The 21,945-nt window shown below is 62.5% G+C and carries 25 protein-coding genes; 18 read left to right on the top strand and 7 right to left on the bottom strand.

Annotated features, from left to right (window positions below):
• Window positions 1-67 precede the first annotated feature (67 nt).
• From recX to ABWW33_RS10020, 7 genes are all read left to right on the top strand, one after another.
• A complete protein-coding gene (gene recX / locus ABWW33_RS10050) occupies window positions 68-520 on the top strand; it encodes a recombination regulator RecX (protein ID WP_353401216.1) in 453 nt (150 codons plus the stop codon).
• A gap of 265 nt (window positions 521-785) precedes the next feature.
• The gene (locus tag ABWW33_RS10045; RefSeq protein WP_176652284.1) at window positions 786-1,370 is read left to right on the top strand and encodes a DUF2889 domain-containing protein; all 585 of its coding nucleotides are present in this window, start codon (window positions 786-788) and stop codon (window positions 1,368-1,370) included.
• Window positions 1,371-1,447: 77 nt separating this feature from the next.
• A complete protein-coding gene (sucC, locus tag ABWW33_RS10040) occupies window positions 1,448-2,617 on the top strand; it encodes an ADP-forming succinate--CoA ligase subunit beta (RefSeq protein ID WP_176652285.1) in 1,170 nt (389 codons plus the stop codon).
• Window positions 2,618-2,630: 13 nt separating this feature from the next.
• Complete coding sequence (gene sucD / locus ABWW33_RS10035; protein ID WP_152808787.1) at window positions 2,631-3,512, top strand: succinate--CoA ligase subunit alpha; 882 nt, start codon at window positions 2,631-2,633, stop codon at window positions 3,510-3,512.
• 100 nt (window positions 3,513-3,612) lie between these two features.
• Window positions 3,613-4,191: an FHA domain-containing protein gene (locus ABWW33_RS10030; RefSeq protein ID WP_176652286.1), complete on the top strand. Its 579-nt coding sequence runs from the start codon at window positions 3,613-3,615 to the stop codon at window positions 4,189-4,191.
• A 194-nt stretch (window positions 4,192-4,385) separates the two neighbouring features.
• Window positions 4,386-4,853, top strand: coding sequence for a pilin (locus ABWW33_RS10025; RefSeq protein WP_353401214.1), 468 nt, complete (start codon window positions 4,386-4,388; stop codon window positions 4,851-4,853).
• A gap of 228 nt (window positions 4,854-5,081) precedes the next feature.
• Window positions 5,082-5,552: a pilin gene (locus ABWW33_RS10020; RefSeq protein ID WP_353401212.1), complete on the top strand. Its 471-nt coding sequence runs from the start codon at window positions 5,082-5,084 to the stop codon at window positions 5,550-5,552.
• A gap of 60 nt (window positions 5,553-5,612) precedes the next feature.
• On the opposite strand, the gene ABWW33_RS10015 is transcribed toward ABWW33_RS10020, so the two are convergent.
• Both ABWW33_RS10015 and ABWW33_RS10010 read right to left on the bottom strand, forming a co-directional pair.
• Window positions 5,613-6,323: a flagellar brake protein gene (locus ABWW33_RS10015; protein WP_353401210.1), complete on the bottom strand. Its 711-nt coding sequence runs from the start codon at window positions 6,321-6,323 to the stop codon at window positions 5,613-5,615.
• Between the two features lie 118 nt (window positions 6,324-6,441).
• Window positions 6,442-7,353 carry a LysR family transcriptional regulator gene (locus ABWW33_RS10010; protein WP_353401208.1) on the bottom strand — a complete coding sequence of 304 codons (912 nt, stop codon included), beginning with the start codon at window positions 7,351-7,353 and terminating at the stop codon, window positions 6,442-6,444.
• Between the two features lie 126 nt (window positions 7,354-7,479).
• On the opposite strand from ABWW33_RS10010, the gene ABWW33_RS10005 reads away from it, so the two are divergent.
• A complete protein-coding gene (locus ABWW33_RS10005) occupies window positions 7,480-8,235 on the top strand; it encodes an SDR family NAD(P)-dependent oxidoreductase (RefSeq protein WP_353401207.1) in 756 nt (251 codons plus the stop codon).
• Here the strand turns inward: ABWW33_RS10005 and moaC are convergent.
• Complete coding sequence (gene moaC, locus ABWW33_RS10000; protein ID WP_353401205.1) at window positions 8,232-8,750, bottom strand: cyclic pyranopterin monophosphate synthase MoaC; 519 nt, start codon at window positions 8,748-8,750, stop codon at window positions 8,232-8,234. The genes ABWW33_RS10005 and moaC overlap by 4 nt on opposite strands.
• Window positions 8,751-8,856: 106 nt before the next feature.
• On the opposite strand from moaC, the gene ABWW33_RS09995 reads away from it, so the two are divergent.
• Entirely contained in the window at window positions 8,857-10,569 is a 1,713-nt protein-coding gene (locus ABWW33_RS09995) for a beta-barrel assembly-enhancing protease (RefSeq protein WP_353401429.1), read from the top strand.
• On the opposite strand, the gene ABWW33_RS09990 is transcribed toward ABWW33_RS09995, so the two are convergent.
• Genes ABWW33_RS09990 through ABWW33_RS09975 form a run of 4 tightly spaced genes read right to left on the bottom strand, consistent with a single transcriptional unit; the run spans window position 10,544 to window position 12,807 of the window.
• Entirely contained in the window at window positions 10,544-11,152 is a 609-nt protein-coding gene (locus ABWW33_RS09990; RefSeq protein WP_353401203.1) for a DUF2946 family protein, read from the bottom strand. The genes ABWW33_RS09995 and ABWW33_RS09990 overlap by 26 nt on opposite strands.
• Window positions 11,145-12,125, bottom strand: a complete 981-nt coding sequence (locus ABWW33_RS09985) for a YheT family hydrolase (protein WP_353401201.1) — start codon at window positions 12,123-12,125, stop codon at window positions 11,145-11,147. The genes ABWW33_RS09990 and ABWW33_RS09985 overlap by 8 nt, the downstream gene beginning before the upstream one ends.
• Window positions 12,126-12,146: 21 nt before the next feature.
• Window positions 12,147-12,575, bottom strand: coding sequence for a YybH family protein (locus ABWW33_RS09980; RefSeq protein ID WP_353401199.1), 429 nt, complete (start codon window positions 12,573-12,575; stop codon window positions 12,147-12,149).
• 25 nt (window positions 12,576-12,600) lie between these two features.
• Window positions 12,601-12,807, bottom strand: coding sequence for a zinc-finger domain-containing protein (locus ABWW33_RS09975; protein WP_176652294.1), 207 nt, complete (start codon window positions 12,805-12,807; stop codon window positions 12,601-12,603).
• A gap of 136 nt (window positions 12,808-12,943) precedes the next feature.
• Here ABWW33_RS09975 and ABWW33_RS09970 point away from each other — a divergent pair, with 136 nt between their 5' ends.
• From ABWW33_RS09970 to ABWW33_RS09930, 9 genes are all read left to right on the top strand, one after another.
• Window positions 12,944-13,690 carry an AzlC family ABC transporter permease gene (locus ABWW33_RS09970; RefSeq protein WP_353401197.1) on the top strand — a complete coding sequence of 249 codons (747 nt, stop codon included), beginning with the start codon at window positions 12,944-12,946 and terminating at the stop codon, window positions 13,688-13,690.
• Complete coding sequence (locus ABWW33_RS09965; RefSeq protein ID WP_176652296.1) at window positions 13,683-14,012, top strand: branched-chain amino acid transport AzlD family protein; 330 nt, start codon at window positions 13,683-13,685, stop codon at window positions 14,010-14,012. Before ABWW33_RS09970 ends, ABWW33_RS09965 begins: the two co-directional genes overlap by 8 nt.
• Window positions 14,013-14,079: 67 nt before the next feature.
• Window positions 14,080-15,297, top strand: a complete 1,218-nt coding sequence (locus tag ABWW33_RS09960; protein WP_353401195.1) for a phosphoglycerate kinase — start codon at window positions 14,080-14,082, stop codon at window positions 15,295-15,297.
• A 192-nt stretch (window positions 15,298-15,489) separates the two neighbouring features.
• Window positions 15,490-16,941, top strand: a complete 1,452-nt coding sequence (pyk, locus tag ABWW33_RS09955) for a pyruvate kinase (protein ID WP_176652297.1) — start codon at window positions 15,490-15,492, stop codon at window positions 16,939-16,941.
• A 78-nt stretch (window positions 16,942-17,019) separates the two neighbouring features.
• Window positions 17,020-18,084, top strand: coding sequence for a class II fructose-bisphosphate aldolase (gene fba / locus ABWW33_RS09950; protein WP_176652298.1), 1,065 nt, complete (start codon window positions 17,020-17,022; stop codon window positions 18,082-18,084).
• Window positions 18,085-18,191: 107 nt separating this feature from the next.
• Window positions 18,192-19,085: a phosphoribosylaminoimidazolesuccinocarboxamide synthase gene (locus ABWW33_RS09945; RefSeq protein WP_176652299.1), complete on the top strand. Its 894-nt coding sequence runs from the start codon at window positions 18,192-18,194 to the stop codon at window positions 19,083-19,085.
• Window position 19,086: 1 nt separating this feature from the next.
• A complete protein-coding gene (purE, locus tag ABWW33_RS09940) occupies window positions 19,087-19,584 on the top strand; it encodes a 5-(carboxyamino)imidazole ribonucleotide mutase (RefSeq protein ID WP_176652300.1) in 498 nt (165 codons plus the stop codon).
• Window positions 19,585-20,781, top strand: a complete 1,197-nt coding sequence (locus ABWW33_RS09935; RefSeq protein ID WP_353401193.1) for a 5-(carboxyamino)imidazole ribonucleotide synthase — start codon at window positions 19,585-19,587, stop codon at window positions 20,779-20,781.
• Complete coding sequence (locus ABWW33_RS09930; RefSeq protein ID WP_353401191.1) at window positions 20,778-21,842, top strand: L-threonylcarbamoyladenylate synthase; 1,065 nt, start codon at window positions 20,778-20,780, stop codon at window positions 21,840-21,842. Before ABWW33_RS09935 ends, ABWW33_RS09930 begins: the two co-directional genes overlap by 4 nt.
• The last annotated feature ends 103 nt before the right edge of the window (window positions 21,843-21,945 follow it).

Genomic DNA, 21,945 nt, shown 5'->3' with positions numbered 1-21,945 from the left:
TCCGCTTCATCCCGAACCACCGCGCCGCTTATGCTGCCGGTGGTTTTCTCATTGTGCAGAGGGTTTTATGGCAGCACCGCAACTGAGCCTGAAGGCACGCGCACTGCGATTCCTGTCGATGCGCGAACACAGCAGGCTGGAACTGGGCCGCAAGCTGTCGCGCTACGCGGAAGAGGGCGACGACATCGAAGCCCTGCTCGACCTGCTGGAAAAGAACAACTGGCTGTCGCAGGAGCGTTTTTCCGAAGCGCTGATCCACCGCCGCTCCGCGCGCTTTGGCAACAGCCGCATCGTCGCCGAGCTGCAGAGCCACGGCATCAAGGGCGAGGAGTTGCAGGAACTGAAGGCCGGCCTGGCCGAAGGCGAGACCGAGCGCTGCCAGGAAGTGTGGAGCCGCAAGTTCGGCACCGTGGCCGCCGATCCGCAGGAACGCAACAAGCAGATGCGCTTCCTGCTGCAGCGCGGATTTTCCCAGCGCGCCGTCCAGGCCGCGTTAAAAGGCGCGCCGGAGGATGATTAAGCGCGACTGAGCGGCTGCCGCAACGCACCATACAATGTTTCCATGACTGAAATACGATTGATGAATTTCTTGTAAAAACAACCTCGAAACGCCCATTTTTGTGGTCAAAACATATGTTCTGGCGCAACTGGCGGTCTTGATGTGCTACACTTTTGGGGTTTTTGCAGCGCCGCAGGTGCGGTAGTTGTCCGTAGAAGCTGCGGACACGTGCGTTTCAGCACATGGCTGCTTACTAAATTTCTGTCGCGAGAGCGGCATCGGTCTTATGTCCCTGTCAACCCCAGTTACCCGACGTGCGCTCCGGCACACGCGCGCAATTGCCGTCCAAGCGTACGCACGCGATGACGGCCTGTGGGATCTTGACGCCCATATCACCGATATCAAAGTGCACGACACCGTGCTGGCCTCGGGCCCACGCGCTGGCGGCACCCCCCTGCATGACCTGCACTTGCGTTTGACCGTCGATCTGCAACTGACCATCGTCGATGCCGAAGCCGCATCCGATGCCGTTCCGTATCCCGGCCACTGCGACACCATTGCTCCCGATTACAAACAACAGCTAGTCGGCCTGAACCTGATGAAGGGTTTCCGCCACGAGCTCAAGCAACGCCTGGCCGGTATTTCCGGCTGCACCCACTTGACCGAACTGGCGCAGATCCTGCCGACGGCCGCGGTGCAGGCGTTTGCCAACGATGTCTGGTCGACCAACGACGCGGCTACCGAAGATAACGGCGTGCCGCGCCACAAGCCTTTTCAACTCGACAAATGCCATGCCCTGCGCACCGACGGCGGAGCAGTGGCGCAGTTTTACCCGCGCTGGGTGGTCAAAGCAGCACCAGGTGGCGCGTAGCAATCTCTGCTTACTAGATACACACATTTCGCACTATCAACCGATTTTTACACATCAGCATCAGAAGGGAAGCCAGCATGAAAATCCATGAGTATCAAGGCAAAGAAATCCTCCGAAAATACGGAGTGACGGTTCCGCGCGGTATTCCGTGCATGTCCGTGGAAGAAGCAGTCAAAGCTGCTGAAACCTTGGGCGGCCCGGTCTGGGTTGTAAAAGCACAAATCCACGCCGGTGGCCGTGGTAAAGGCGGCGGCGTGAAAGTAGCCAAGTCGCTGGAGCAAGTCAAAGAATACGCCGAGCAAATCATGGGCATGCAGCTGGTCACGCACCAGACCGGCCCTGAAGGCCAGAAAGTACGCCGCCTGCTGATCGAAGAAGGCGCGGACATCAAGAAAGAACTGTACGTGTCGATGGTTACCGACCGCGTATCGCAGCGCGTCGTCCTGATGGCTTCCTCCGAAGGCGGCATGGACATCGAAGAAGTTGCCGAGTCCCACCCAGAACTGCTGCACTCGATCGCCATCGACCCATCCGTCGGCCTGACCGACGCTGAAGCCGCCAGCATCGCCGCCAAGATCGGTGTGCCGGAAGGTTCGATCGCCGACGCGGTCACCAACCTGCAAGGCCTGTACAAAGCCTACTGGGAAACCGATTCGTCGCTGGCCGAAATCAACCCGCTGATCCTGACCGGTTCGGGCAAGGTCATCGCACTGGACGCCAAGTTCAACTTCGACGCCAACTCGCTGTTCCGCCAGCCGGAAATCCTGGCTTACCGCGACCTGGACGAAGAAGATCCAGCCGAAGTCGAAGCATCGAAATTCGACCTGGCCTACATCTCGCTGGACGGCAACATCGGCTGCCTGGTGAACGGCGCCGGCCTGGCCATGGCCACCATGGACACCATCAAGCTGTTCGGCGGCGAGCCGGCCAACTTCCTGGACGTGGGCGGCGGCGCAACGGCTGAGAAAGTGACCGAAGCGTTCAAGATCATGCTGAAAAACCCAGGCCTGAAAGCCATCCTGGTGAACATCTTCGGCGGCATCATGCGTTGCGACGTCATCGCCGAAGGCGTGATCACCGCATCGAAAGCCGTTTCGCTGAAGGTGCCTCTGGTGGTGCGCATGAAGGGCACCAACGAAGACCTGGGCAAGAAGATGCTGGCCGATTCCGGTCTGCCTATCATCGCAGCCGACACCATGGAAGATGCAGCGAAGAGCGTTGTAGCAGCCGCTGCCGGTCAAGCTTAATTAAGGAATCAACATGTCCATTCTGATCAATAAAGATACCAAAGTCGTTACCCAAGGTATTACCGGCAAGACCGGTCAATTCCACACCCGCATGTGCCGCGACTACGCGAACGGCAAAGCTGCTTTCGTGGCAGGCGTGAATCCTAAGAAAGCCGGCGAAGACTTCGAAGGCATTCCTATTTTCGCCAACGTGACCGAAGCGAAAAAAGAAACCGGCGCAAACGTGTCGGTGATCTACGTGCCGCCTGCAGGCGCGGCCGCCGCGATCTGGGAAGCTGTCGAAGCTGAAATGGATCTGGCCATCTGCATCACCGAAGGCATTCCAGTCCGCGACATGATGGCCCTGAAGGACCGCATGGCCAAAGCTGGCTCGAAGACCCTGCTGCTGGGCCCTAACTGCCCAGGCCTGATCACCCCTGACGAAATCAAGATCGGCATCATGCCAGGCCACATCCACCGCAAGGGCCGCATCGGCGTGGTCTCGCGTTCGGGCACCCTGACCTATGAAGCAGTCGGTCAGCTGACCGCGCTGGGCCTGGGCCAGTCGTCGGCAGTCGGCATCGGCGGCGACCCGATCAACGGTCTCAAGCACATCGACGTCATGAAGATGTTCAACGACGATCCTGACACCGACGCGGTCATCATGATCGGCGAAATCGGCGGCCCGGACGAAGCCAACGCGGCTTACTGGATCAAAGACAACATGAAGAAACCAGTGGTCGGCTTCATCGCCGGCGTTACCGCTCCTCCGGGCAAGCGCATGGGCCACGCCGGCGCGCTGATCTCCGGCGGCGCTGACACCGCACAAGCCAAACTGGAAATCATGGAAGCTTGCGGCATCACCGTCACCAAGAACCCGTCCGAAATGGCGCGTCTGCTGAAAGCCATGCTGTAATAACAGCCAGCTTGAATGTGGAATAAAAAAGCCCCATGTGCGCATGCGACGCTCAAGATCGTCGCAAGGCCACACGGGGCTTTTTCTTTTGGAGACCAGATTGGCGAAGATCATCATCTCGCGGGATGGGCAGGTAGAACAGCAAGTACAACTGAGCAAGGAGCGGATGACCATCGGCCGTCACCCGCGCAACGACATCGTGCTGACGCATCCGGCCGTCAGCGGCGAACACGCGGTCATCGTCACCATCCTTGACGACTCCTTCCTGGAGGACCTGCACAGCACCAACGGCACCTTCGTCAACGGCCATCGCATCGGCAAGCATTTCCTGCAGCACCAGGATGTGATCAAGATGGCCAAGTTCCAGGTCGAGTTCGTGGCCGACGGCGTACGGCCGATGGCGGCGGCGGCACCGTTGCTGGCACAAATCGAAGTATTAAATGGCAATAATGCCGGCAAGCAGGTGGCGCTGACCAAGCCGCAGACCACGCTCGGCCGCGCCGGCGTGCAGGTGGTGGTGATCCATCGCCAGCCGGATGCGTATTCTATCGTCCACACGGAAGGCGATGTGGCGCCGCTGGTGAACGGCGTCGCCTTGGGCAAGCAGGCGGCGCAACGATTGCACCCGGGCGACTTGATCGATCTCAGCGGAACCCAAATGGCCTTCCGCATCGCCTGACCAAATTTGTCAGTCGCGGGCTCAGCTGACAAATTGCGGCGTACCGGCTGACAAAAAAGGGCAGTCGGACCGACAAAAAACGGCAGTTTCTAGCGTTTTCAGCGGGATTTCTTTGCAAAAAGGGTTGGCACGTCAATTGCACATAGCTAGGTGCTCTACAAAATTTTGATGCTCAACACACCCTGGAGTCGAAAATGAAATCCATGAAAATGATGAAGAAACAAGCACAGGCTGGCTTCACGCTGATCGAACTGATGATCGTGGTTGCCATTATCGGTATCCTGGCGGCTGTGGCGATCCCGGCGTACAGCGACTATACCGTCAAGGCCAAGATCGCCAACGCCCAGGGCGCTGCCGATTCGCTGAAAACCGCCGTGGCCGTGTGCGCGCAGGAAGCCGGCGGCACGCTGACCGATTGTTCCGATACCAAGCCAGGCATCCCAGTCTTCACCCCGACCAAGGAAGTTGCCAGCGCAACCGTCGCTGCAGGCGTGATCACCATGACACTGGGTACCGGTCTGGGTACCGGCGTCGATGGCCTGACCATTATCTACACCCCAACCGTCGCAGCTGGTGCAACCAATCTGACCTGGAAGGCCACCACCACCGTGACCAACACGGCTGCGGCGGCTGCCATCACGAAGAACAACGTAACGCCTTAATGGTTGATGGACGAAAAACCCGGCCTTGGCCGGGTTTTTTTTTGCCAGCAGTCGACAAAATTTGTCAGTCACTTAATGCATTGACAAATTGCGTCATGAAAACTGACAAAAAATGGCAGCTTTTGGCGGTTTTTAGTTTGATTGACGAGTAAAAAGACCCTGGCACAGCAATTGCTCATAGGGAACTACCTAACAAAAAATTGATGTACCCCAACCAGGAGTAGAAAAATGAAATCCATGAAAATGATGAAGAAACAAGCACAAGCCGGCTTCACCCTGATCGAGCTGATGATCGTGGTTGCCATTATCGGTATCCTGGCCGCCGTGGCAATCCCTGCGTATAGCGACTACACCGTCAAAGCCAAGATCGCCAACGCCCAGGGCGCTGCTGATTCGCTGAAAACCGCGGTTGCTGTTTGCGCCCAGGAAGCCGGCGGCATCCTGACCGCTTGCGACATGGGCACCAACGGCATCCCTGCCGCATTTACCACCACCAAGGAAGTTGCTTCGGCTACCGTTGCCAAGGGTATTATCACGCTGACCCTGGGTACCGGTCTGGGTACTGGCGTCGATGGCCTGACCATTGTCTACACCCCGACCATCGCGGCTGGCGCAACCAACCTGACCTGGAAAGCCACCACCACCGTGACCAATACGGCTGCGCAGGCTGCCATCACGAAGAACAACATCCTGCCTTAATGGATGTTTGAGCTAAAAACCCGGCTGATGCCGGGTTTTTTTTCGTCCATGCAAAACGCATCAGACGATCTTCTGGCGGTCGGCGATCAGCGCTTCGTAGGTTAGGTTTTGCAGCATCGTGTAGTGAACCGGATCCAGGTCGATGAACTGCACGCCGTAGGTGAACACGTCGGGCTTGTCGCCGGTGGCCGGCTTGACCATGTTGATATTGCGTATCGTCGCCTGCGGGTTGATGCGCACCTGCCGGTTGCCGGGCTGGGCGATCAGGTAGAACGACAGCCCGACTTGGTCGTCGTCTTCCGACAGCTTCTTGGCCGACTCGATCAACGCGCCGGAAACGCTCAGATTGACCAGGAATACCGAGGTGGTGCCGACCGGCGTCGTCACCTGCGCCGGGATATCGACCTTGACCCGCATCGCCGCCCGCAGGCTGGTGCCCTGGATCGATACCGGGAACGACAGGTGGACATAAAACAGCGGCCTGGGGAACACGCGCTGCACGACGCACGAGAACGAACACACGTTCACGCCGGAAAAGACCCGGATCGTCAGCTTGTCGCCATCGTTGAGCGCGATCGGTGCGCCATTCTCGAACGGCACCTTGACGATCATGTATTCGTCTTTGGACCATCCTATCAGCGTGGAGAAGTGCTGGATGGGTTTGATGGTACGGTGAGTAATGAACTGTATCCTGCCGCCTACCTGCAGGTTCATCTGCTCGAATTCGTATTCCTGAGTCTTGGCTTCGCCTGCTGGAGGAGTGCTGCTCATGCAAATTCTTTCGTGAGGCCTGCGTCAAATAATTACTTCCGTGACATCAATTATATACCTGCCATGTGAAGGTAACAATCAGACAAGACGAGCAGTTGCGATTTGGTCGCGGCGTGCTTTAGTCTGGCGTCCTGGACAAGGGCAGCCCGTCCAGTCCCGGCGTGGCGGCGAACAAGGCGGCGATGAAGTCGATGAAGACCGTCGCGCGCAGTGGCAGTAGCCGGTCAGCGGAATACACCGCATTGACCGGCGATTTCTTTGCATGATCGCCCAGGACAAGTTGAAGCTTGCCGCTGCGAAGCTCATGGGCGACCATCCACGCCGGCAAATAGCCTATGCCCATGTTCGCCAGCGCCGCGCGGCGCACCCCCTCCAGGCTGTTGAGCTTGAGGCGGCCCGTCACGTGCACCTCGCCGTTAGTGAATGCCCAGCCCCGTCCTTCTTCAGCGAGCAGGGTATAGATGATGCATTGATGTTGCAGCAAATCGGCGGGCTGGCTCGGAACGCCATGCTGCTCCAGATAAGCGGCACCGGCGATGCAGACGCGCTCCGAGGTTCCAACCCGCCGTGCCCGCAGCGCGCTGTCTTTCAGCGCGCCACCGCGTATCGCCACATCCACTCCCTCGGCGATGAGATCGGCGAAGCTGTCGCTGAGCCTGAATTCCACCTCGACATCCGGAAACCTGGCCATGAATTCCGGCAGTGAATCGACGATCTGTTCCACCGCCAGGGTGGGGGCGCACGCCACCCTCAGCAGTCCATGCGGATTTTGCTGTCCACGCGCCTCGGACTCCGCCTGATTGATGACATCCATCGCCTGCCGGGCCAATTCGTAATAGCGCTGACCGTCGGGTGTGACGGTCAGCTGGCGAGTCGACCGGTTCAATAGCCTGGTGCCCAGCATGCGCTCCAGCGACCCGATGTGGCGACTGACATTGGGCTGGCCGATGCCCAATTCGCGCGCCACGGCCGAAAAGCTGCCGGTCTCCACAGCCCGAACCAGGCAATGCATCCATAGCAATTTATTCATCTGGGGACGCCGAGTGATTGATTCATGCAATTAAAGCATAAATGTTGTGAGCCGCGCTTGCCTTATCGGGCCGGTTGTTCCTCTGCATACTCACTCGCACTCCATCCACTTTAAAGGAAGATCATCATGACGTTGAAACTCGTACAAAAAGTTGCAGTCATCACTGGTGGCAGCACTGGTATCGGCCTGGCCATGGCCAAGCGTTTCGTCCGCGAAGGCGCCAAGGTCTACATCACCGGCCGCCGGCAGACGGAACTCGACGCTGCGGTCAGCGCCATCGGCGGCGCTGCCGAAGGGATGCGCGTCGACTCCACGGACCAGTCGCAGTTACAGCAACTGTTCGATCACATTCGCGACCGGCATGGCAAGCTGGACGTACTTGTCGCCAACGCCGGCGGCGGCACTATGCTGCCGCTGGGCCAGATTACGGCAGAGCATTTTGACGACACCTTCTCCCGCAATGTGAAGGGCACGCTGTTCACCGTCCAGACCGCCTTGCCGCTGCTGGGAAATGGCGCCTCGGTCATCCTGACGGGCTCCACCGCCGGCAGCAGCGGCACCGAAGCGTTCAGTGTCTACGGGGCATCCAAGGCGGCGGTGCGCGCGTTTGCGCGCAACTGGATTCTGGATTTGAAGGGACGTGGCATCCGCATCAACACGCTGAGCCCCGGTCCGATCAAAACGCCAGGCCTGGTGGAACTGGTCGGCAACGATCCTTCTCAGCAGCAGGGCTTCCTCGACCACCTGGCCTCGCTGATCCCGATGGGACGCGTTGGCGATCCGGACGAGATCGCGAAGGCGGCGGTGTTCCTGGCCTCGGACGATTCCAGCTTCGTCAATGGCATCGAGCTGTTTGTCGACGGCGGTATCCAGCAGATTTAGTCGGCAGCAATGGCTTGGCTGGTCACGCTCCAGTCGCCCGACTTGCCGCCATGCTTCTCCATCACGCGGATGTCGGTCATCACCATGCCCCGGTCCACGGCCTTGCACATGTCGTAAACGGTCAGCAGGCCGACCTGCACGGCGGTCAGCGCTTCCATTTCCACGCCGGTCTTGCCGTAGGTTTCCACCTGGGCCTTGCAGTGGACGCTGGAATTGGCGACGTCGGTCTCGAAATCGACGGCAACACGGGTCAGCGCCAGCGGGTGGCACAGCGGCACCAGGTCGCTGGTGCGCTTGGACGCCATGATGGCGGCGATGCGGGCGATGCCCAGCACGTCGCCTTTCTTGGCCGTGCCGCCGGTGATGATGGCCAGCGTTTCCGGCTTCATGCGGATGGTGCCGCTGGCCAGCGCGATGCGGTGCGTTTCGGCCTTGGCGCCGACGTCGACCATGTGGGCCTGGCCGGAGGCGTCGAAATGGGTCAGCTGCTCGGCGGGATTTGCGGGTGTGGTCATGATCGAAACGTAACAAAATAATTCAGTGGAGAGCGCTGTGCGTAAGCGCGCGAGTTGCGGGTATCATAGCATCGTGAATGAAAAACGATTCCCCCGCTCCCTGCGCATGCGCCTGACCGCCGCCGCGCTGCTGGTCGCCATGCCGGTGGCGATGGCGCAGAACGCGCTGGCGCCCGCCAAGATCCCGAACCTGCCTTCGCTCGGCGATACCGAACGCCAGGACCTGTCGCCGCTGATGGAACGCAAGCTGGGCGAGGAAATCATGCGCGACATCCGCCGCGACAAGGATTTTCTCGACGACGGCCCCATCCTCGAATACATGAACAACTTCGGCAACGCGCTGGTGGCGGCCCGCCCCGGCGCGCGCGGCGAAGCCAATTTCGATTATTACTTCTTTGTCGTGCGCGATCCGCAGCTGAACGCGTTCGCGCTGCCGGGCGGCTTTATCGCCGTGCACTCGGCGCTGCTGCTGGCGGCAAACAACGAGTCCGAGCTGGCCTCGGTGCTGGGCCACGAGATCGGCCACGTGGTCCAGCGCCACATCGCCCGCTCCATCGGCCAGCAGAAGCAGGACGCGCTGATACCGCTGGCGGCCATGATCCTGGCCGCGCTGGCGTCCCGCGCCGGCGGCGACGCGGCCATGGGCGTGTTCCTGGGCGGCCAGGGCCTGGCCATCCAGCGTCAGCTGAACTTCGGCCGCGATGCCGAACGCGAAGCCGACCGCATCGGTTTCCAGATCATGGGCGAGGCCGGCTTCGACACGTCGGGCATGGTGGCCTTCTTCCAGCAAATGCAGAATTCGACCCGCAACTACAGCGATCTGGTGCCGGCCTGGCTGCTGACCCACCCGCTGACCACCGAACGCATCGCCGACATCCAGGCGCGCATCCGCGAGCAGCCGTACAAGCAGCGCCAGGACAGCCTGGACTTTTACCTGGTGCGTTCGCGCGCCCGCGTGCTGCAGGACCAGACGTCCAACGGCTATGCCGAAGCGAAGCAGTTTTTCCAGACCCAGATGGGGCAGGACAACTGGCAGCTGAAGGCCGCCGGGCAATACGGCATGGCCTTCCTGAGCATGAAGCAGGGCGACACGGCCAGCGCGCAAACCTGGCTGGACAAGGCGCGCGACACCGTCAACAAGCCGCCGATGGCCGGTGTGTTCGGCGCCGCGCCGCGCACCAAGGCGGAATCGATATTTGTCGCGACGTCGATCGAGATCAAGCTGGCGCAGCCGGATAACAAGGCGGTGCTGGCCAAGGCCGCCGAGGAGGCGGAGGCGGCGCACCAGAAGTTCCCGCTGTCGCGCGGCATCGCGCATCAGTACGGCGAGGCGATGATCGCGGCCGGCAAGCTGGAGGAAGCGGCCGTCTATCTGCGCGACCAGGTGCAGCTGTACCGCGAGGATCCGGATTCCTACGACCTGCTGGCGCAGACGTATTCCAAGCAGGGCAAGCTGGCGTTGCAACATATCGCGCTGGCGGAATCGTATGTGCTGCAGGGCGGCACCTTGTCGGCGCTGGACCAGCTGAACTATGCGCGCAAGGCGCCCGATGCGTCGTTCTACGACCAGGCCGTCATCGATGCGCGCGAACGCGAGCTGCAGGCCAAACGCCGCGAGGAAATGGGCGACAAGGCCAAGAAGGATATGCGCGAGGCCGACTCGCGGCCGGCGTTCAAGGCCGAGATAAAGTCCGGCGCGGATGCCCGCCAGTCCAGCTATCCGTTCGACCGCCTGCGTCAGCAGAACTCGGACGCTACCACCGACCCGTTCGACCGTTCGCGTTCACCGGATATTACGTCGGGGCGGACGGTACGCTGACGTAGCCTAAGCGCGCCGGCAAGTCGGCGCCAGCCATGCGCTGCACGGCGATCTGGCGGCCCCGCTCGCACAATGTCAGCGCCGCCGGCGGCAGTTCGTCGCCTTCCAGCCAGGCCAGCAAGGCTTCGTCGTCCACCGGCTCGCCATTCATTTGCAACTGCGGTAGCACGTGCGCGAAGTCGCGGTCGTCGAGTTGCGCCACCACGTCGCCGCTGCGCAAGACCAGCGCGCCGGTCTCCGTCAGCACCGCTTCATCGATGCAGCCCAGCGCGGCGCCGGTGTGCAGCGTCCAGCCATGCTCGGAATCGGGATCGGTGCGGACGATGTACGGCGTCGCCTCCAATTGCACGTACACGCGCTGTGGACCGTTCTGGAAATACCAGCAGCCGCGCTCGTCGGCGGCATAGTTGCGCACGATGAAGGCCACCAGCGCGCCATGCGTCAGCTTGTCGCCGGGAAGGTTCAGGTGCTGCGCGCGCTCGTCGCGCATGCGCCAGTTGCCGCGCGCGTCCAGCCCCAGCCAGCCGTAGCAGTGGGGCACGTTCGGCCATTTGGCCAGCGCCTGCTTGACGATGTCATCCATGCTGTTCCACCAGTGCGTCGTTTTGTGCGATGCCGGTAGCGCCTTCCATGAAATGGATCAGGCGCCGCGGCAGCCAGTCCAGCTTGCCCGGCAGTCCGCCGACGGCAAAACCGACATGGCCTCCGTGAGCAGGATAGTCCAATACCACATTGGCCGCCGCACGCTGCGGCAGATGGCGGCCCGGCAGGAAGGGATCGTTCCTGGCGTTGAGCACCAGCGTGGGCACGGTGATGTCGCCCAGCACGTGCTTGGCGCTGGCGCGGTCCCAGTAATCCTCGGTGTTGCGGTAGCCGTGCAGCGGCGCCGTCACGACGTTGTCGAATTCGTAGAGATCGCGCGCGGCGCGCAGCTTGTCCAGTTCGAACAGGCCGGGGAACTGCTGCAGCTTGGCCACGCACTTGGGCTTCAGCGTTTGCAGGAACATGCGCGTGTAGATCATGTTGAAGCCGCTCGACAGCGACGCGCCGCCCTGCGCCAGGTCCAGCGGCGCCGACACCGAGCAGGCGGCGTCGACGAAGTCCGCCCGGTGCTGCGATTCGCCCAGCCAGCGCAGCAGCGCGTTGCCGCCCAGCGAGACGCCGGCCGCGTAGAACTTGCCCTGGCTGCGCGCGTGCAGGCGGCGGATGACCCAGTCGATTTCCTCGGCATCGCCGGAATGGTAGAAGCGCGGCGCGCGGTTCGGCTCGCCCGAGCAGCCGCGGAAATGCGGCACCGCGCCGGACCAGCCGCGCGCGGCCACGTCGGCCATCAGCGCGCGCGCGTAGTGGCTGTCGGACGAGCCTTCGAGGCCGTGGAACAGCACGACAAACGGCTGCCCCGGCTGGCCGTCGACGAAATCGACGTCGACGAAGTCCCCGTCCGGCGCATCCCAGCGCTCGCGCCGGAACCGCACCGCCGGCTTGGCGATGCAGGTGGCGGGATAGATGGTTTGCAGGTGGCCGCTGGGCAGCCACAGAGGGGCGGTGTACTTCACGGCGATTCAGTGCGGCTTAATTTAGTGGAAGACTTGTGTGGGCGTGTCGACCGGCACCGGGCCCGGCGCAACCGATACATGGTGCAGCACGATGCGCCAGCCGCGCGGGGTTTTGACGTAGACGTTGGTGGCGACCAGGTGCGCCGCTTCGTTGCCGGCGGCGGTGGTTCCTTCGACCACCGTGTGCACCGAACTCATCAAGTTGTGCGTCTCGTGCAGCTGCGACGGCATGATGTGCAGGCCGCCATGCTCGAGGATGGCGCTCCATGACGAGCGGATCGCCGCGTGCCCGATCAGGCGCGGGCCGCCGGGATGCACGCAGACGATTTCGTCGTCGTCGGCCCACAGGGCCATCAGCGCATCGAGGTCCGCGCGGTTCAGCGCATCGTAAAACGCCGATTCGGTTTCGGCGGCGCTACCATTCAACTGCTTGACTCGTTTGGTTGGCATGCTGGCTCCGGTAGCGCTGCGCTGATTAGTGGTGGCCGACGACGGTGCCTGGCTTCAGGCGGTAGGCGGTGCCGCAGTACGGGCACTTGGCGACGCCGTCGTGGTTAAACTCCAGGAATACGCGCGGATGCGACGACCACAGCGGCATGGCGGGGTTCGGGCAATGGGCTGGCAGGTCCTTGCCTTCGAGTTCTACGGCGTTGGCGGCGGCGGACGTGTTGGCGGTGGTCATATTCTTATGCTCCGAAAGGCTGAGGGAAAACCACGATTTTAACGGATTCGCGCATTGAGCAAAAATCATCGGTAAAATAGCGCCTCTACAACACCGGTCCCACCTGCTATGTGGCAGGAATGCCACAAGAATCCACATGACCGAATCCGGCAGCGCACCCCCATCGCCTTACGTGGCAGAGCATCATGAGCCATCCTGGCGCGAGGGGGTGAAGGCCGGCACGCCCACCCTGTTCGGCATCGGCGCCTGGGGCCTGGTGGTCGGCATCGCGATGGTCAAGAGCGGGCTGACGGTGCCGCAGGCGCTGGGCATGACCATGCTGGTGTTCGCCGGATCGGCCCAGCTGGCGGCCTTGCCGTTGATCGCGGCGCACTCGCCGATCTGGGTCATCTTCGCCACCGCTTTTGTAGTAAATCTTCGCTTTGTCATCTTTTCCGCGCTGTTGGCGCCGCATTTCGCGCATTTGCCGCTGCGCAAGCGCTTCCTGCTGGGCTATGTGGCCGGCGACATGACGGTCGCGCTGTTCCTGCAAAAATACCCGTCCGAAGCGCCGCAAGTGGGCAAGCTGTCCTATCTGAAGGGCTTGCTGTATCCGAACTGGGCCGCCTGGCAGATCGGCTCGATCGCCGGCATCTTCCTTGGCAGCGCCGTGCCGGCCGAATGGGGGCTGAGCTTTGCCGGCACGCTGGCCATCATCTGCGTGATGATCCCGCTGATGGCCGGCCGTCCGGCGCTGTGCGGCGTGCTGGTGGCAGGCGTGGTGTCGGTGCTGGCGGCCGGCCTGCCGTACAAGCTGGGCCTGCTGCTGGCCGTGCTGGTCGGCATGCTGACCTCGATGGCGGTCGAAGAGGGCGCCGAAAAATGGAGAAAAACACATGGCTGATTGGGAAGTCTGGGCCGTCATCGGCGCGCTGGCGGTGGCCACGGCCGCCACCCGCAGCTCGTTTTGGGTAGTTGGACAACATGTGACCATCCCGAAGCGGGTGCAGGAAATGCTGCGCTACGCCCCGGCCTGCGCCTTGGCGGCCATCGTCGCGCCGGACCTGATCCTGGCGGACGGCCATGCTGTGCTTGATTTGAGCAATCTCAAACTGGTGTCTGGAATTGTTGCTACGATCTTCTACTTGCTGCGTCGCAATATGCTGCAGACCATTATATTTGGCATGGCTTTCTACACGGCATTGCGCCTGATGCATGTATTTTAATAACAGAAGAATCAGCCCCGGCTTGCGGTAAAATAGCGCTCTTTCATTAACTCGACCTTGGGTAGCCATGTCCGCTGTTCTGAACTTCATCCGTCTGCAAGATCTCATCGCCCAGAATGCGCTGCAAGGCAAGCGCGTTTTTATCCGCGCCGACTTGAACGTGCCGCAGGATGATGCGGGCAATATCACCGAAGATACGCGCATCCGCGCGTCCGTTCCGGCCATCAAGGCGGCCGCCGCCGCCGGCGCCAAAGTGATGGTGACGTCCCACCTGGGCCGTCCGACCGAGGGCGAGTTCAAGCCGGAAGACAGCCTGGCGCCGGTCGCCAAGCGCCTGTCCGAGCTGCTGGGCCAGCCGGTCGAGCTGAAGCAGAACTGGGTGGACGGCGCCGGCCTCGAAGGCCTGCAGGCCGGCCAGGTCGTGCTGCTGGAAAACGTCCGCGTCAACAAGGGCGAAAAGAAGAACAGCGACGAACTGGCGCAGAAAATGGCCGCTTTGTGCGACATCTACGTCAATGACGCCTTCGGCACCGCCCACCGTGCCGAGGCTTCGACGCACGGCATCGCCAAGTTCGCGCCGATCGCCGCGGCCGGCCCGCTGCTGGCCGCCGAGCTGGATGCATTGGGCAAGGCGCTGGGCGCCCCGGCCCGCCCGCTGCTGGCCATCGTCGCCGGCTCCAAGGTTTCCTCCAAGCTGTCGATCCTGAAGGCGCTGGCCGACAAGGTCGACAACCTGATCGTCGGCGGCGGCATCGCCAACACCTTCATGAAGGCCGTCGGCCTGAACATCGGCAAGTCGCTGGTCGAGAACGAACTGGTCGACGAAGCCAAGGCCATCATCGAGATCATGGCCAAGCGCGGCGCGCAAGTGCCGATCCCGGTCGATGTCGTGTGCGCCAAAGAGTTCTCGCCCACCGCCGCCGCCACCGTCAAGGACGTGGCCGACGTGGCGGACGACGACATGATCCTGGACATCGGCCCGAAGACGGCCGCCATCCTGGCCGCGCAGATCGGCGCGGCCGGCACCATCGTCTGGAACGGCCCGGTCGGCGTGTTCGAGTTCGACCAGTTCGGCGAAGGCACCAAGACGCTGGCGCTGGCCATCGCGGTGTCGAAGGCGTTCTCGATCGCCGGCGGCGGCGACACGCTGGCGGCGATCGCCAAGTACAACATCACCGAGCAGATCGGTTACATCTCGACCGGCGGCGGCGCCTTCCTGGAGTTCCTGGAAGGTAAAACCCTGCCTGCAGTGGAGATCCTGACCCAGCGTGCTGCGGCGCAGTAATATAGCGGGTGTAAAAGCACGGTCGTGCGGTGTAGCAAATTAACAGTAAAATCCAGTTAATGCCTGGGAAAGGTCTAAAAACTGTAGCTTTGCTACATTTTTCGGGCCTCACCATAACAAACAGCGCAGCTTTTCCTGGTTCCCGCCGACCGCGGGGACTGTTCGCATGACCCAACGCTCAAGGAATACTCCATGTCCCGTGGTACCAAAATTGTCGCAACGATCGGCCCAGCCTCCACTGACTTTAATGTACTGGTCAAAATGATACGTGCAGGCGTCGATGTCGTACGCCTGAATTTCTCGCACGGCAAGGCGCAGGACCATATCGACCGAGCGCGCCTGGTGCGCGAAGCGGCGGCCGAATGCGGCCGCGAAGTGGCGATCATGGCGGACATGCAGGGTCCTAAAATCCGCGTTGGCAAGTTTGAAAATGGTAAGATTGACCTTGCGAACGGCGACAAGTTCATCCTGGACGCCAAATGGGGCGAAAACGGCGAACTGGGCAACCAGGAGCGCGTCGGCCTGGACTACAAGGCGCTGCCGCAGGATCTGCGCCCGGACGACAAGCTGCTGCTGAACGACGGCCTGATCGTGCTGGTGGTCGACAAGGTGGTCGGCCACGAGATTTACACCACCGTGAAAATCGGCGGCGAGCTGTCCAACAACAAGGGCATCAATCGCCAGGGCGGCGGCCTGACCGCGCCGGCGCTGACCGCCAAGGACATGGAAGACATCAAGACGGCCATGAGTTTCCAGTGCGATTACCTGGCGATCTCGTTCCCGAAAAGCGCAACCGATATGGAAATGGCGCGCCAGCTGGCCAACATCGCCGGCGAGCCGTTCGGCCACAAGCCGATGATGATCGCCAAGATCGAGCGTGCCGAAGCGATCCCTGTGCTGCAGGAGATCCTCGACGCGTCCGACGGCATCATGGTGGCGCGTGGCGACCTGGCGGTGGAAGTGGGCAACGCGGCGGTGCCGGCGCTGCAGAAGCGCATGATCAAGATGGCGCGCGAGTCGAACAAGCTGGCGATCACCGCGACCCAGATGATGGAATCGATGATCTTCAACGCCGTGCCGACCCGCGCCGAAGTATCGGACGTGGCCAACGCGGTGCTGGACGGCACCGACGCGGTGATGACCTCGGCGGAAACCGCCTCGGGCCGCTACCCGATCGAGACCGTGGAAATGATGGCCGCCATTTGCGTGGAAGCCGAGCAGTCCGAGTACAACAAGCTCGACGCCGACTTCCTCAATGCGACCTTTACCCGTATCGACCAGTCGATCGCGTACGGCGCCCTGTTCACCGCGCACCACCTGGCGGTCAAGGCGATCGTGGCGTTGACCGAGTCCGGTTCGACCGCGCTGTGGATGAGCCGCCACAACATCGATACGCCGATTTACGCGCTGACGCCAAGCACCACGACGTTGCGCAAGGTGGCGCTGTACCGCAACGTGAAGGCCTACAATCTGCAGCAGAAGGGCAGCAGCGCGCAGGTGCTGAAGCAGGCCGAGGATCTGCTGGTGGAGTACGGCATCGTCAAGAAGGGCGACATGATCGTCGTGACCTGGGGCGAGCCGATGGGCCAGGTCGGCGGCACCAATGCGCTGAAGATCGTCAAGGTTGGAGAGTTTACCCAGTAAGTCCGGTAGCGCCGCCCCCGTGGAACGGGAGCGGCATTGCTCCGGCAACCAGGTTTTTTTATTGTTTGGAGTATTACCATGTCCCTCGTATCCATGCGTCAACTGCTGGACCACGCCGCTGAAAACGGCTATGGCATCCCTGCGTTCAACGTCAACAATCTGGAGCAGGTGCAGGCCATCATGGCCGCCGCCGACGCCCTGAACAGCCCGGTCATCATGCAGGCCTCGGCCGGCGCCCGCAAATATGCCGGCGAAGCTTTCCTGCGCCACCTGATCGACGCCGCCGTCGAAGCCTACCCGCACATCCCGGTCGTCATGCACCAGGACCACGGCCAGTCGCCGGCCGTGTGCCAGGCCGCGATCCGCTCCGGCTTCACCTCGGTGATGATGGACGGTTCGCTGGAAGCGGACGGCAAGTCGGTCGCATCGTACGAGTACAACGTTGAAGTGTCGAAGGAAGTGGTCAAGTTCTCGCACGCCATCGGCGTCACCGTGGAAGCGGAACTGGGCGTGCTCGGTTCGCTGGAAACCATGAAGGGCGACAAGGAAGACGGCCACGGCGCCGAAGGCACCATGACCCGCGAAATGCTGCTGACCGACGTGGCCCAGGCCGCCGACTTCGTGCAGCGCACCCAGTGCGACGCGCTGGCGATCGCCATCGGCACCTCGCACGGCGCCTACAAGTTCACCCGCAAGCCGACCGGCGACATCCTGGCCATCGACCGCATCAAGGAAATCCACGCCCGCATCCCCAACACCCACCTGGTGATGCACGGCTCGTCGTCGGTGCCGCAGGAACTGCTGGCCATCATCCGCGAATTCGGCGGCGACATGAAGGAAACCTACGGCGTGCCGGTCGAGGAAATCCAGGAAGGCATCCGCCACGGCGTTCGCAAGATCAACATCGACACCGACATCCGCCTGGCGATGACCGCCGCCGTGCGCAAGTTCATGTTCGAGAACCCGTCGAAGTTCGACCCGCGCGACTTCCTCAAGCCGGCCCGCGCCGCCGCCGAGCTGGTCGTGCGTGCGCGCTTCCAGTCCTTCGGCTGCGAAGGCCAGGCGTCGAAAATCAAGGTCATTCCGCTGGAAAAAATGGCCGAACGCTACAAGGCCGGCGAGCTGGCCCAGATTGTGAAGTAAAATTCTGTTTGGAACGGGTTAGTCCTTTTGGACCAACCCGACTCTTTCGACCGGCGATCGAGGCTCCCTCCACCGCCGGTTTTCGCTTTTTCATTACATTCCCCGCTATGAACAGCCTTTACCAGACCTCTATCCACTCCCTGCCATTGCTCGGCCACGGCAAAGTCCGCGACAACTACGCTGTCGGCGACGACAAGATCCTGATCGTCACCACCGACCGCCTGTCGGCCTTCGACGTGGTCATGAATGAACCGATTCCCGGCAAGGGCATGGTGCTGAACCAGATGAGCGACTTCTGGTTCGAGAAGCTCGGCCACATCGTGCCGAACCACCTGACCGGCGTGGCGCCGGAATCCGTGGTGGCGCCGGAGGAAGTGGAGCAGGTCCAGGGCCGTGCCGTGGTCGCCAAGCGCCTGAAACCGATCATGGTCGAGGCGGTGGTGCGCGGCTACATCATCGGTTCGGGCTGGAAGGATTACCAGGACACCGGCAGCATCTGCGGCATCAAGCTGCCGGCGGGTCTGCAACAGGCCGAGAAGCTGCCCGAGCCGCTGTTCACGCCGGCCGCCAAGGCCGACCTGGGCGAGCATGATGAAAACATCAGCTTTGCCGAAATGGAAAGCCGCATCGGCGCCGAACTGGCCGCCAAGATGCGCGACGTCAGCATCCAGCTGTACAAGGCCGCCGCCGACTACGCGGCCACGCGCGGCATCATCATCGCCGACACCAAGTTCGAATTCGGCCTGGACGAAAACGGCGTCATGCACCTGATGGATGAAGTGCTGACCGCCGATTCCTCGCGCTTCTGGCCGGCCGATTCGTACAAGCCGGGCATGTCGCCGCCGTCGTTCGACAAGCAGTTCGTGCGCGACTACCTGGAAACGCTGACCTGGGGCAAAACCGCGCCGGCGCCGGCGCTGCCTGCCGACGTCATCGACAAGACCCAGGCCAAGTATTTCGAGGCCATCGAGCGCCTGACCGGCCAGAAACTGAAGGCCTGACATGGATCAGAACAAGCCATTGGTCGGCGTCATCATGGGCTCGTCGTCGGACTGGGACGTGATGCAGAACGCGGTCGCCATCCTCAAGCAGTTCGGCGTGCCGTTTGAAGCGCAAGTGATTTCGGCCCACCGCATGCCGGACGAGATGTATGCCTACGCCAAGAGCGCGCGCGCCCGCGGCCTGCGCGCCATCATCGCCGGCGCCGGCGGCGCCGCCCACCTGCCGGGCATGGTGGCCGCGATGACCATCGTGCCGGTGCTGGGCGTGCCTGTGCCGTCGAAATACCTGCGCGGCGAGGATTCGCTGCTGTCCATCGTGCAAATGCCGAAGGGCGTGCCGGTGTCGACCTTCGCCATCGGCGAAGCGGGCGCCGCCAATGCCGCGCTGACGGCGGTGGCGATGATCGCCGCCAACGACGACGCGCTGGCCGACCAGCTGGAAGCATTCCGCGCCACGCAAACCGCAGCCGCCAAGGCCATGACTTTACCGCTTGAATAAATGAGTAATCCGAAGTTCACACCACTGCTGCCCAACGCCAATCCGCCAGCGTGGCTGGGCGTGATGGGCGGCGGCCAGCTCGGCCGCATGTTTGCCCAGGCCGCACAAAGCATGGGCTACCAGGTCGCCGTGCTGGAGCCTGCCGACGAGTGTCCGGCAGGGCAGGTCGCGCAGCGCCTCGTCAACGCCGGCTACAGCGATGCCGCCGGCCTCGACGCGCTGGCCGCGCAATGCCTGGCCGTCACCACCGAATTCGAGAACGTGCCGGCCGACAGCCTGTCGCGCCTGGCCGAAAAAGTATTTGTCGCGCCGAACGCGCACGGCGTGTCGGTGGCGCAGGACCGCATCGCGGAAAAACGTTTCTTCGTCGATTGCGCGGCCAAGTCCGGCGTGCTGCCGGCGCCGCACAAGGTGATCGCCTCGCAGGAGGATATCGACGCCATCGCCGACGACCTGCTGCCCGGCATCCTGAAGACCGTGCGCATGGGTTACGACGGCAAGGGCCAGGTCCGCGTGAAGTCGCGCGAAGACGTGCGCGCCGCGTTCGAGTCCATGGACAAGGTCACTTGTCTGCTGGAAAAGATGCTGCCGCTGGCCTATGAAGTGTCGGTGCTGACGGCGCGCGGCGCGGACGGCGAGTCGGTGGTCTATCCGATCGCCGAGAACGTGCACCGCGACGGCATCCTGTTCACCACCACCGTGCCGGGCCCGAATGTTTCCGACGCCAGCGCCAAGGTGGCGCAACGGGCGGCGCAAGCCATCGTTGCCGAGCTCGGGTATGTCGGCGTGCTGTGCATCGAGTTCTTCGTGCTCACCGACGGCAGCCTGGTGGTCAATGAAATGGCGCCGCGTCCGCACAACAGCGGCCACTACACGATGGACGCCTGCGTCACCAGCCAGTTCGCGCAGCAGGTCCGCGCGATGGCGCGCCTGCCGCTGGGCGACGTGCGTCAGCATTCGCCGGCCGTGATGCTCAACATCCTCGGCGACGTCTGGTTCACCGATGATACGGATACCACGCGCGAACCGGCGTGGGACCAGGTGCTGGCGCTGCCCGGCGCCTGCCTGCACCTGTACGGCAAGGACGATCCGCGCCGCGCGCGCAAGATGGGTCACCTGACCTTCATCGCGCCGACCCTGGCGCAAGCGCAGCAGCAGCTGAACGCCGCCTGCGTCATCCTGGGCATCGCACCGTGAAAGCAGTAGCAGACCAGGCCGCCATCGCCACGGCGGCGGAAGTGCTGGAAGCGGGCGGCCTGGTCGCCTTTCCGACCGAGACCGTCTACGGCCTCGGGGCGGATGCCGAGAACCCGGCGGCCGTCGCCCGCATCTACGAAGCCAAGGGCCGTCCCAACGACCATCCGGTGATCGTCCACGTCGCGCCCGGTGCCGACCTCGACTACTGGGTCACCGATATCCCGCGGGAAGCGCGCCAGCTGGTGCAAGCCTTCTGGCCCGGTCCGCTGACCTTGATTTTGAAACGCGCCAGCCACATCCCCGACGCCGTCTCCGGCGGCCAGGATACGGTCGGCATCCGCTGCCCGTCGCATCCGGTCGCGATCGCCTTGCTGAGCGCCTTCAAGGGCGGCAAGGGCGGCGTGGCCGCGCCGTCGGCCAACAAGTTCGGCAACGTCAGCCCGACCACCGCGCAGCACGTGCGCGACGAGTTCGGCCTCGACGACCATGACGAGGGCCCGACCGAATCCGGGGACGACGCCTGCAGCGCCGCCTTGCTGACCACCGTGCTCGAAGGCGGACCCAGCCAGGTCGGCATCGAGTCGACCATCGTCGACCTGTCGCGCCTGGCCACGCACGGCCCGGTGCTGCTGCGTCCCGGCCACATCAGCGCGCAGCAGATCGCCGGCGTCATCGGCGCCATGCCGGCCGCGCCCGACCAGGCCGCGCCGCGCGCCTCCGGCACGCTGGAATCGCACTACGCGCCGCGCACGCCGGTCACCATGCTTGAGCACGCCAAACTGTCCGACACCGTGAATCAGTTGCAATCGAAAAGTCTCTCTGTTGCCGTCATCAGCTATGCCTTGCCGGCATTGGTGCAGTCGCAGCAAATGTTGCCCGCCGACCCGGCCGGCTATGCCTACGGTTTGTATGCCGCCTTGCGCGATATGGACCAGACCGGCTCCGACGTGATTCTCGTCGAAACCCCGCCGCAAGGCCCGGAATGGCTGGGTGTCAACGACCGGCTGCGCCGATCCGTGTTCGGCTCGGCCGGTGTCATCGCGTCATTGTTGAACAAATGAGCTGTGTGGGCACCGCAACATCATGGTGCTTGCGGTTTGCTTTCCTGCTACGATGAAACGGTTGCCGGCCGAAAAAATCGCTCGGCGACCTTGAATTCACTAG

It is taken from the genome of Duganella hordei (genome assembly GCF_040369125.1).
GTDB classification, from domain to species: domain Bacteria; phylum Pseudomonadota; class Gammaproteobacteria; order Burkholderiales; family Burkholderiaceae_D; genus Rugamonas; species Rugamonas hordei.
This window is presented reverse-complemented; position numbering and strand designations above follow the sequence as displayed.

Bases quoted from the DNA above. Each gene is read 5' to 3' on its own strand.
- ABWW33_RS09935 (WP_353401193.1), top strand. From the start codon at position 19,585: ATGAGTAATCCGAAGTTCACACCACTGCTGCCCAACGCCAATCCGCCA.
- ABWW33_RS10020 (WP_353401212.1), top strand. From the start codon at position 5,082: ATGAAATCCATGAAAATGATGAAGAAACAAGCACAAGCCGGCTTCACC.
- ABWW33_RS09970 (WP_353401197.1), top strand. From the start codon at position 12,944: ATGACCGAATCCGGCAGCGCACCCCCATCGCCTTACGTGGCAGAGCAT.
- ABWW33_RS09995 (WP_353401429.1), top strand. From the start codon at position 8,857: ATGCGCCTGACCGCCGCCGCGCTGCTGGTCGCCATGCCGGTGGCGATG.
- ABWW33_RS09960 (WP_353401195.1), top strand. From the start codon at position 14,080: ATGTCCGCTGTTCTGAACTTCATCCGTCTGCAAGATCTCATCGCCCAG.
- moaC (WP_353401205.1), bottom strand. From the start codon at position 8,750: ATGACCACACCCGCAAATCCCGCCGAGCAGCTGACCCATTTCGACGCC.
- ABWW33_RS10015 (WP_353401210.1), bottom strand. From the start codon at position 6,323: ATGAGCAGCACTCCTCCAGCAGGCGAAGCCAAGACTCAGGAATACGAA.
- ABWW33_RS09980 (WP_353401199.1), bottom strand. From the start codon at position 12,575: ATGCCAACCAAACGAGTCAAGCAGTTGAATGGTAGCGCCGCCGAAACC.
- fba (WP_176652298.1), top strand. From the start codon at position 17,020: ATGTCCCTCGTATCCATGCGTCAACTGCTGGACCACGCCGCTGAAAAC.
- ABWW33_RS09965 (WP_176652296.1), top strand. From the start codon at position 13,683: ATGGCTGATTGGGAAGTCTGGGCCGTCATCGGCGCGCTGGCGGTGGCC.
- ABWW33_RS09945 (WP_176652299.1), top strand. From the start codon at position 18,192: ATGAACAGCCTTTACCAGACCTCTATCCACTCCCTGCCATTGCTCGGC.
- ABWW33_RS09975 (WP_176652294.1), bottom strand. From the start codon at position 12,807: ATGACCACCGCCAACACGTCCGCCGCCGCCAACGCCGTAGAACTCGAA.
- sucD (WP_152808787.1), top strand. From the start codon at position 2,631: ATGTCCATTCTGATCAATAAAGATACCAAAGTCGTTACCCAAGGTATT.
- pyk (WP_176652297.1), top strand. From the start codon at position 15,490: ATGTCCCGTGGTACCAAAATTGTCGCAACGATCGGCCCAGCCTCCACT.
- sucC (WP_176652285.1), top strand. From the start codon at position 1,448: ATGAAAATCCATGAGTATCAAGGCAAAGAAATCCTCCGAAAATACGGA.
- ABWW33_RS10005 (WP_353401207.1), top strand. From the start codon at position 7,480: ATGACGTTGAAACTCGTACAAAAAGTTGCAGTCATCACTGGTGGCAGC.
- ABWW33_RS09990 (WP_353401203.1), bottom strand. From the start codon at position 11,152: ATGGATGACATCGTCAAGCAGGCGCTGGCCAAATGGCCGAACGTGCCC.
- ABWW33_RS10010 (WP_353401208.1), bottom strand. From the start codon at position 7,353: ATGAATAAATTGCTATGGATGCATTGCCTGGTTCGGGCTGTGGAGACC.
- ABWW33_RS10025 (WP_353401214.1), top strand. From the start codon at position 4,386: ATGAAATCCATGAAAATGATGAAGAAACAAGCACAGGCTGGCTTCACG.
- ABWW33_RS10045 (WP_176652284.1), top strand. From the start codon at position 786: ATGTCCCTGTCAACCCCAGTTACCCGACGTGCGCTCCGGCACACGCGC.
- purE (WP_176652300.1), top strand. From the start codon at position 19,087: ATGGATCAGAACAAGCCATTGGTCGGCGTCATCATGGGCTCGTCGTCG.
- recX (WP_353401216.1), top strand. From the start codon at position 68: ATGGCAGCACCGCAACTGAGCCTGAAGGCACGCGCACTGCGATTCCTG.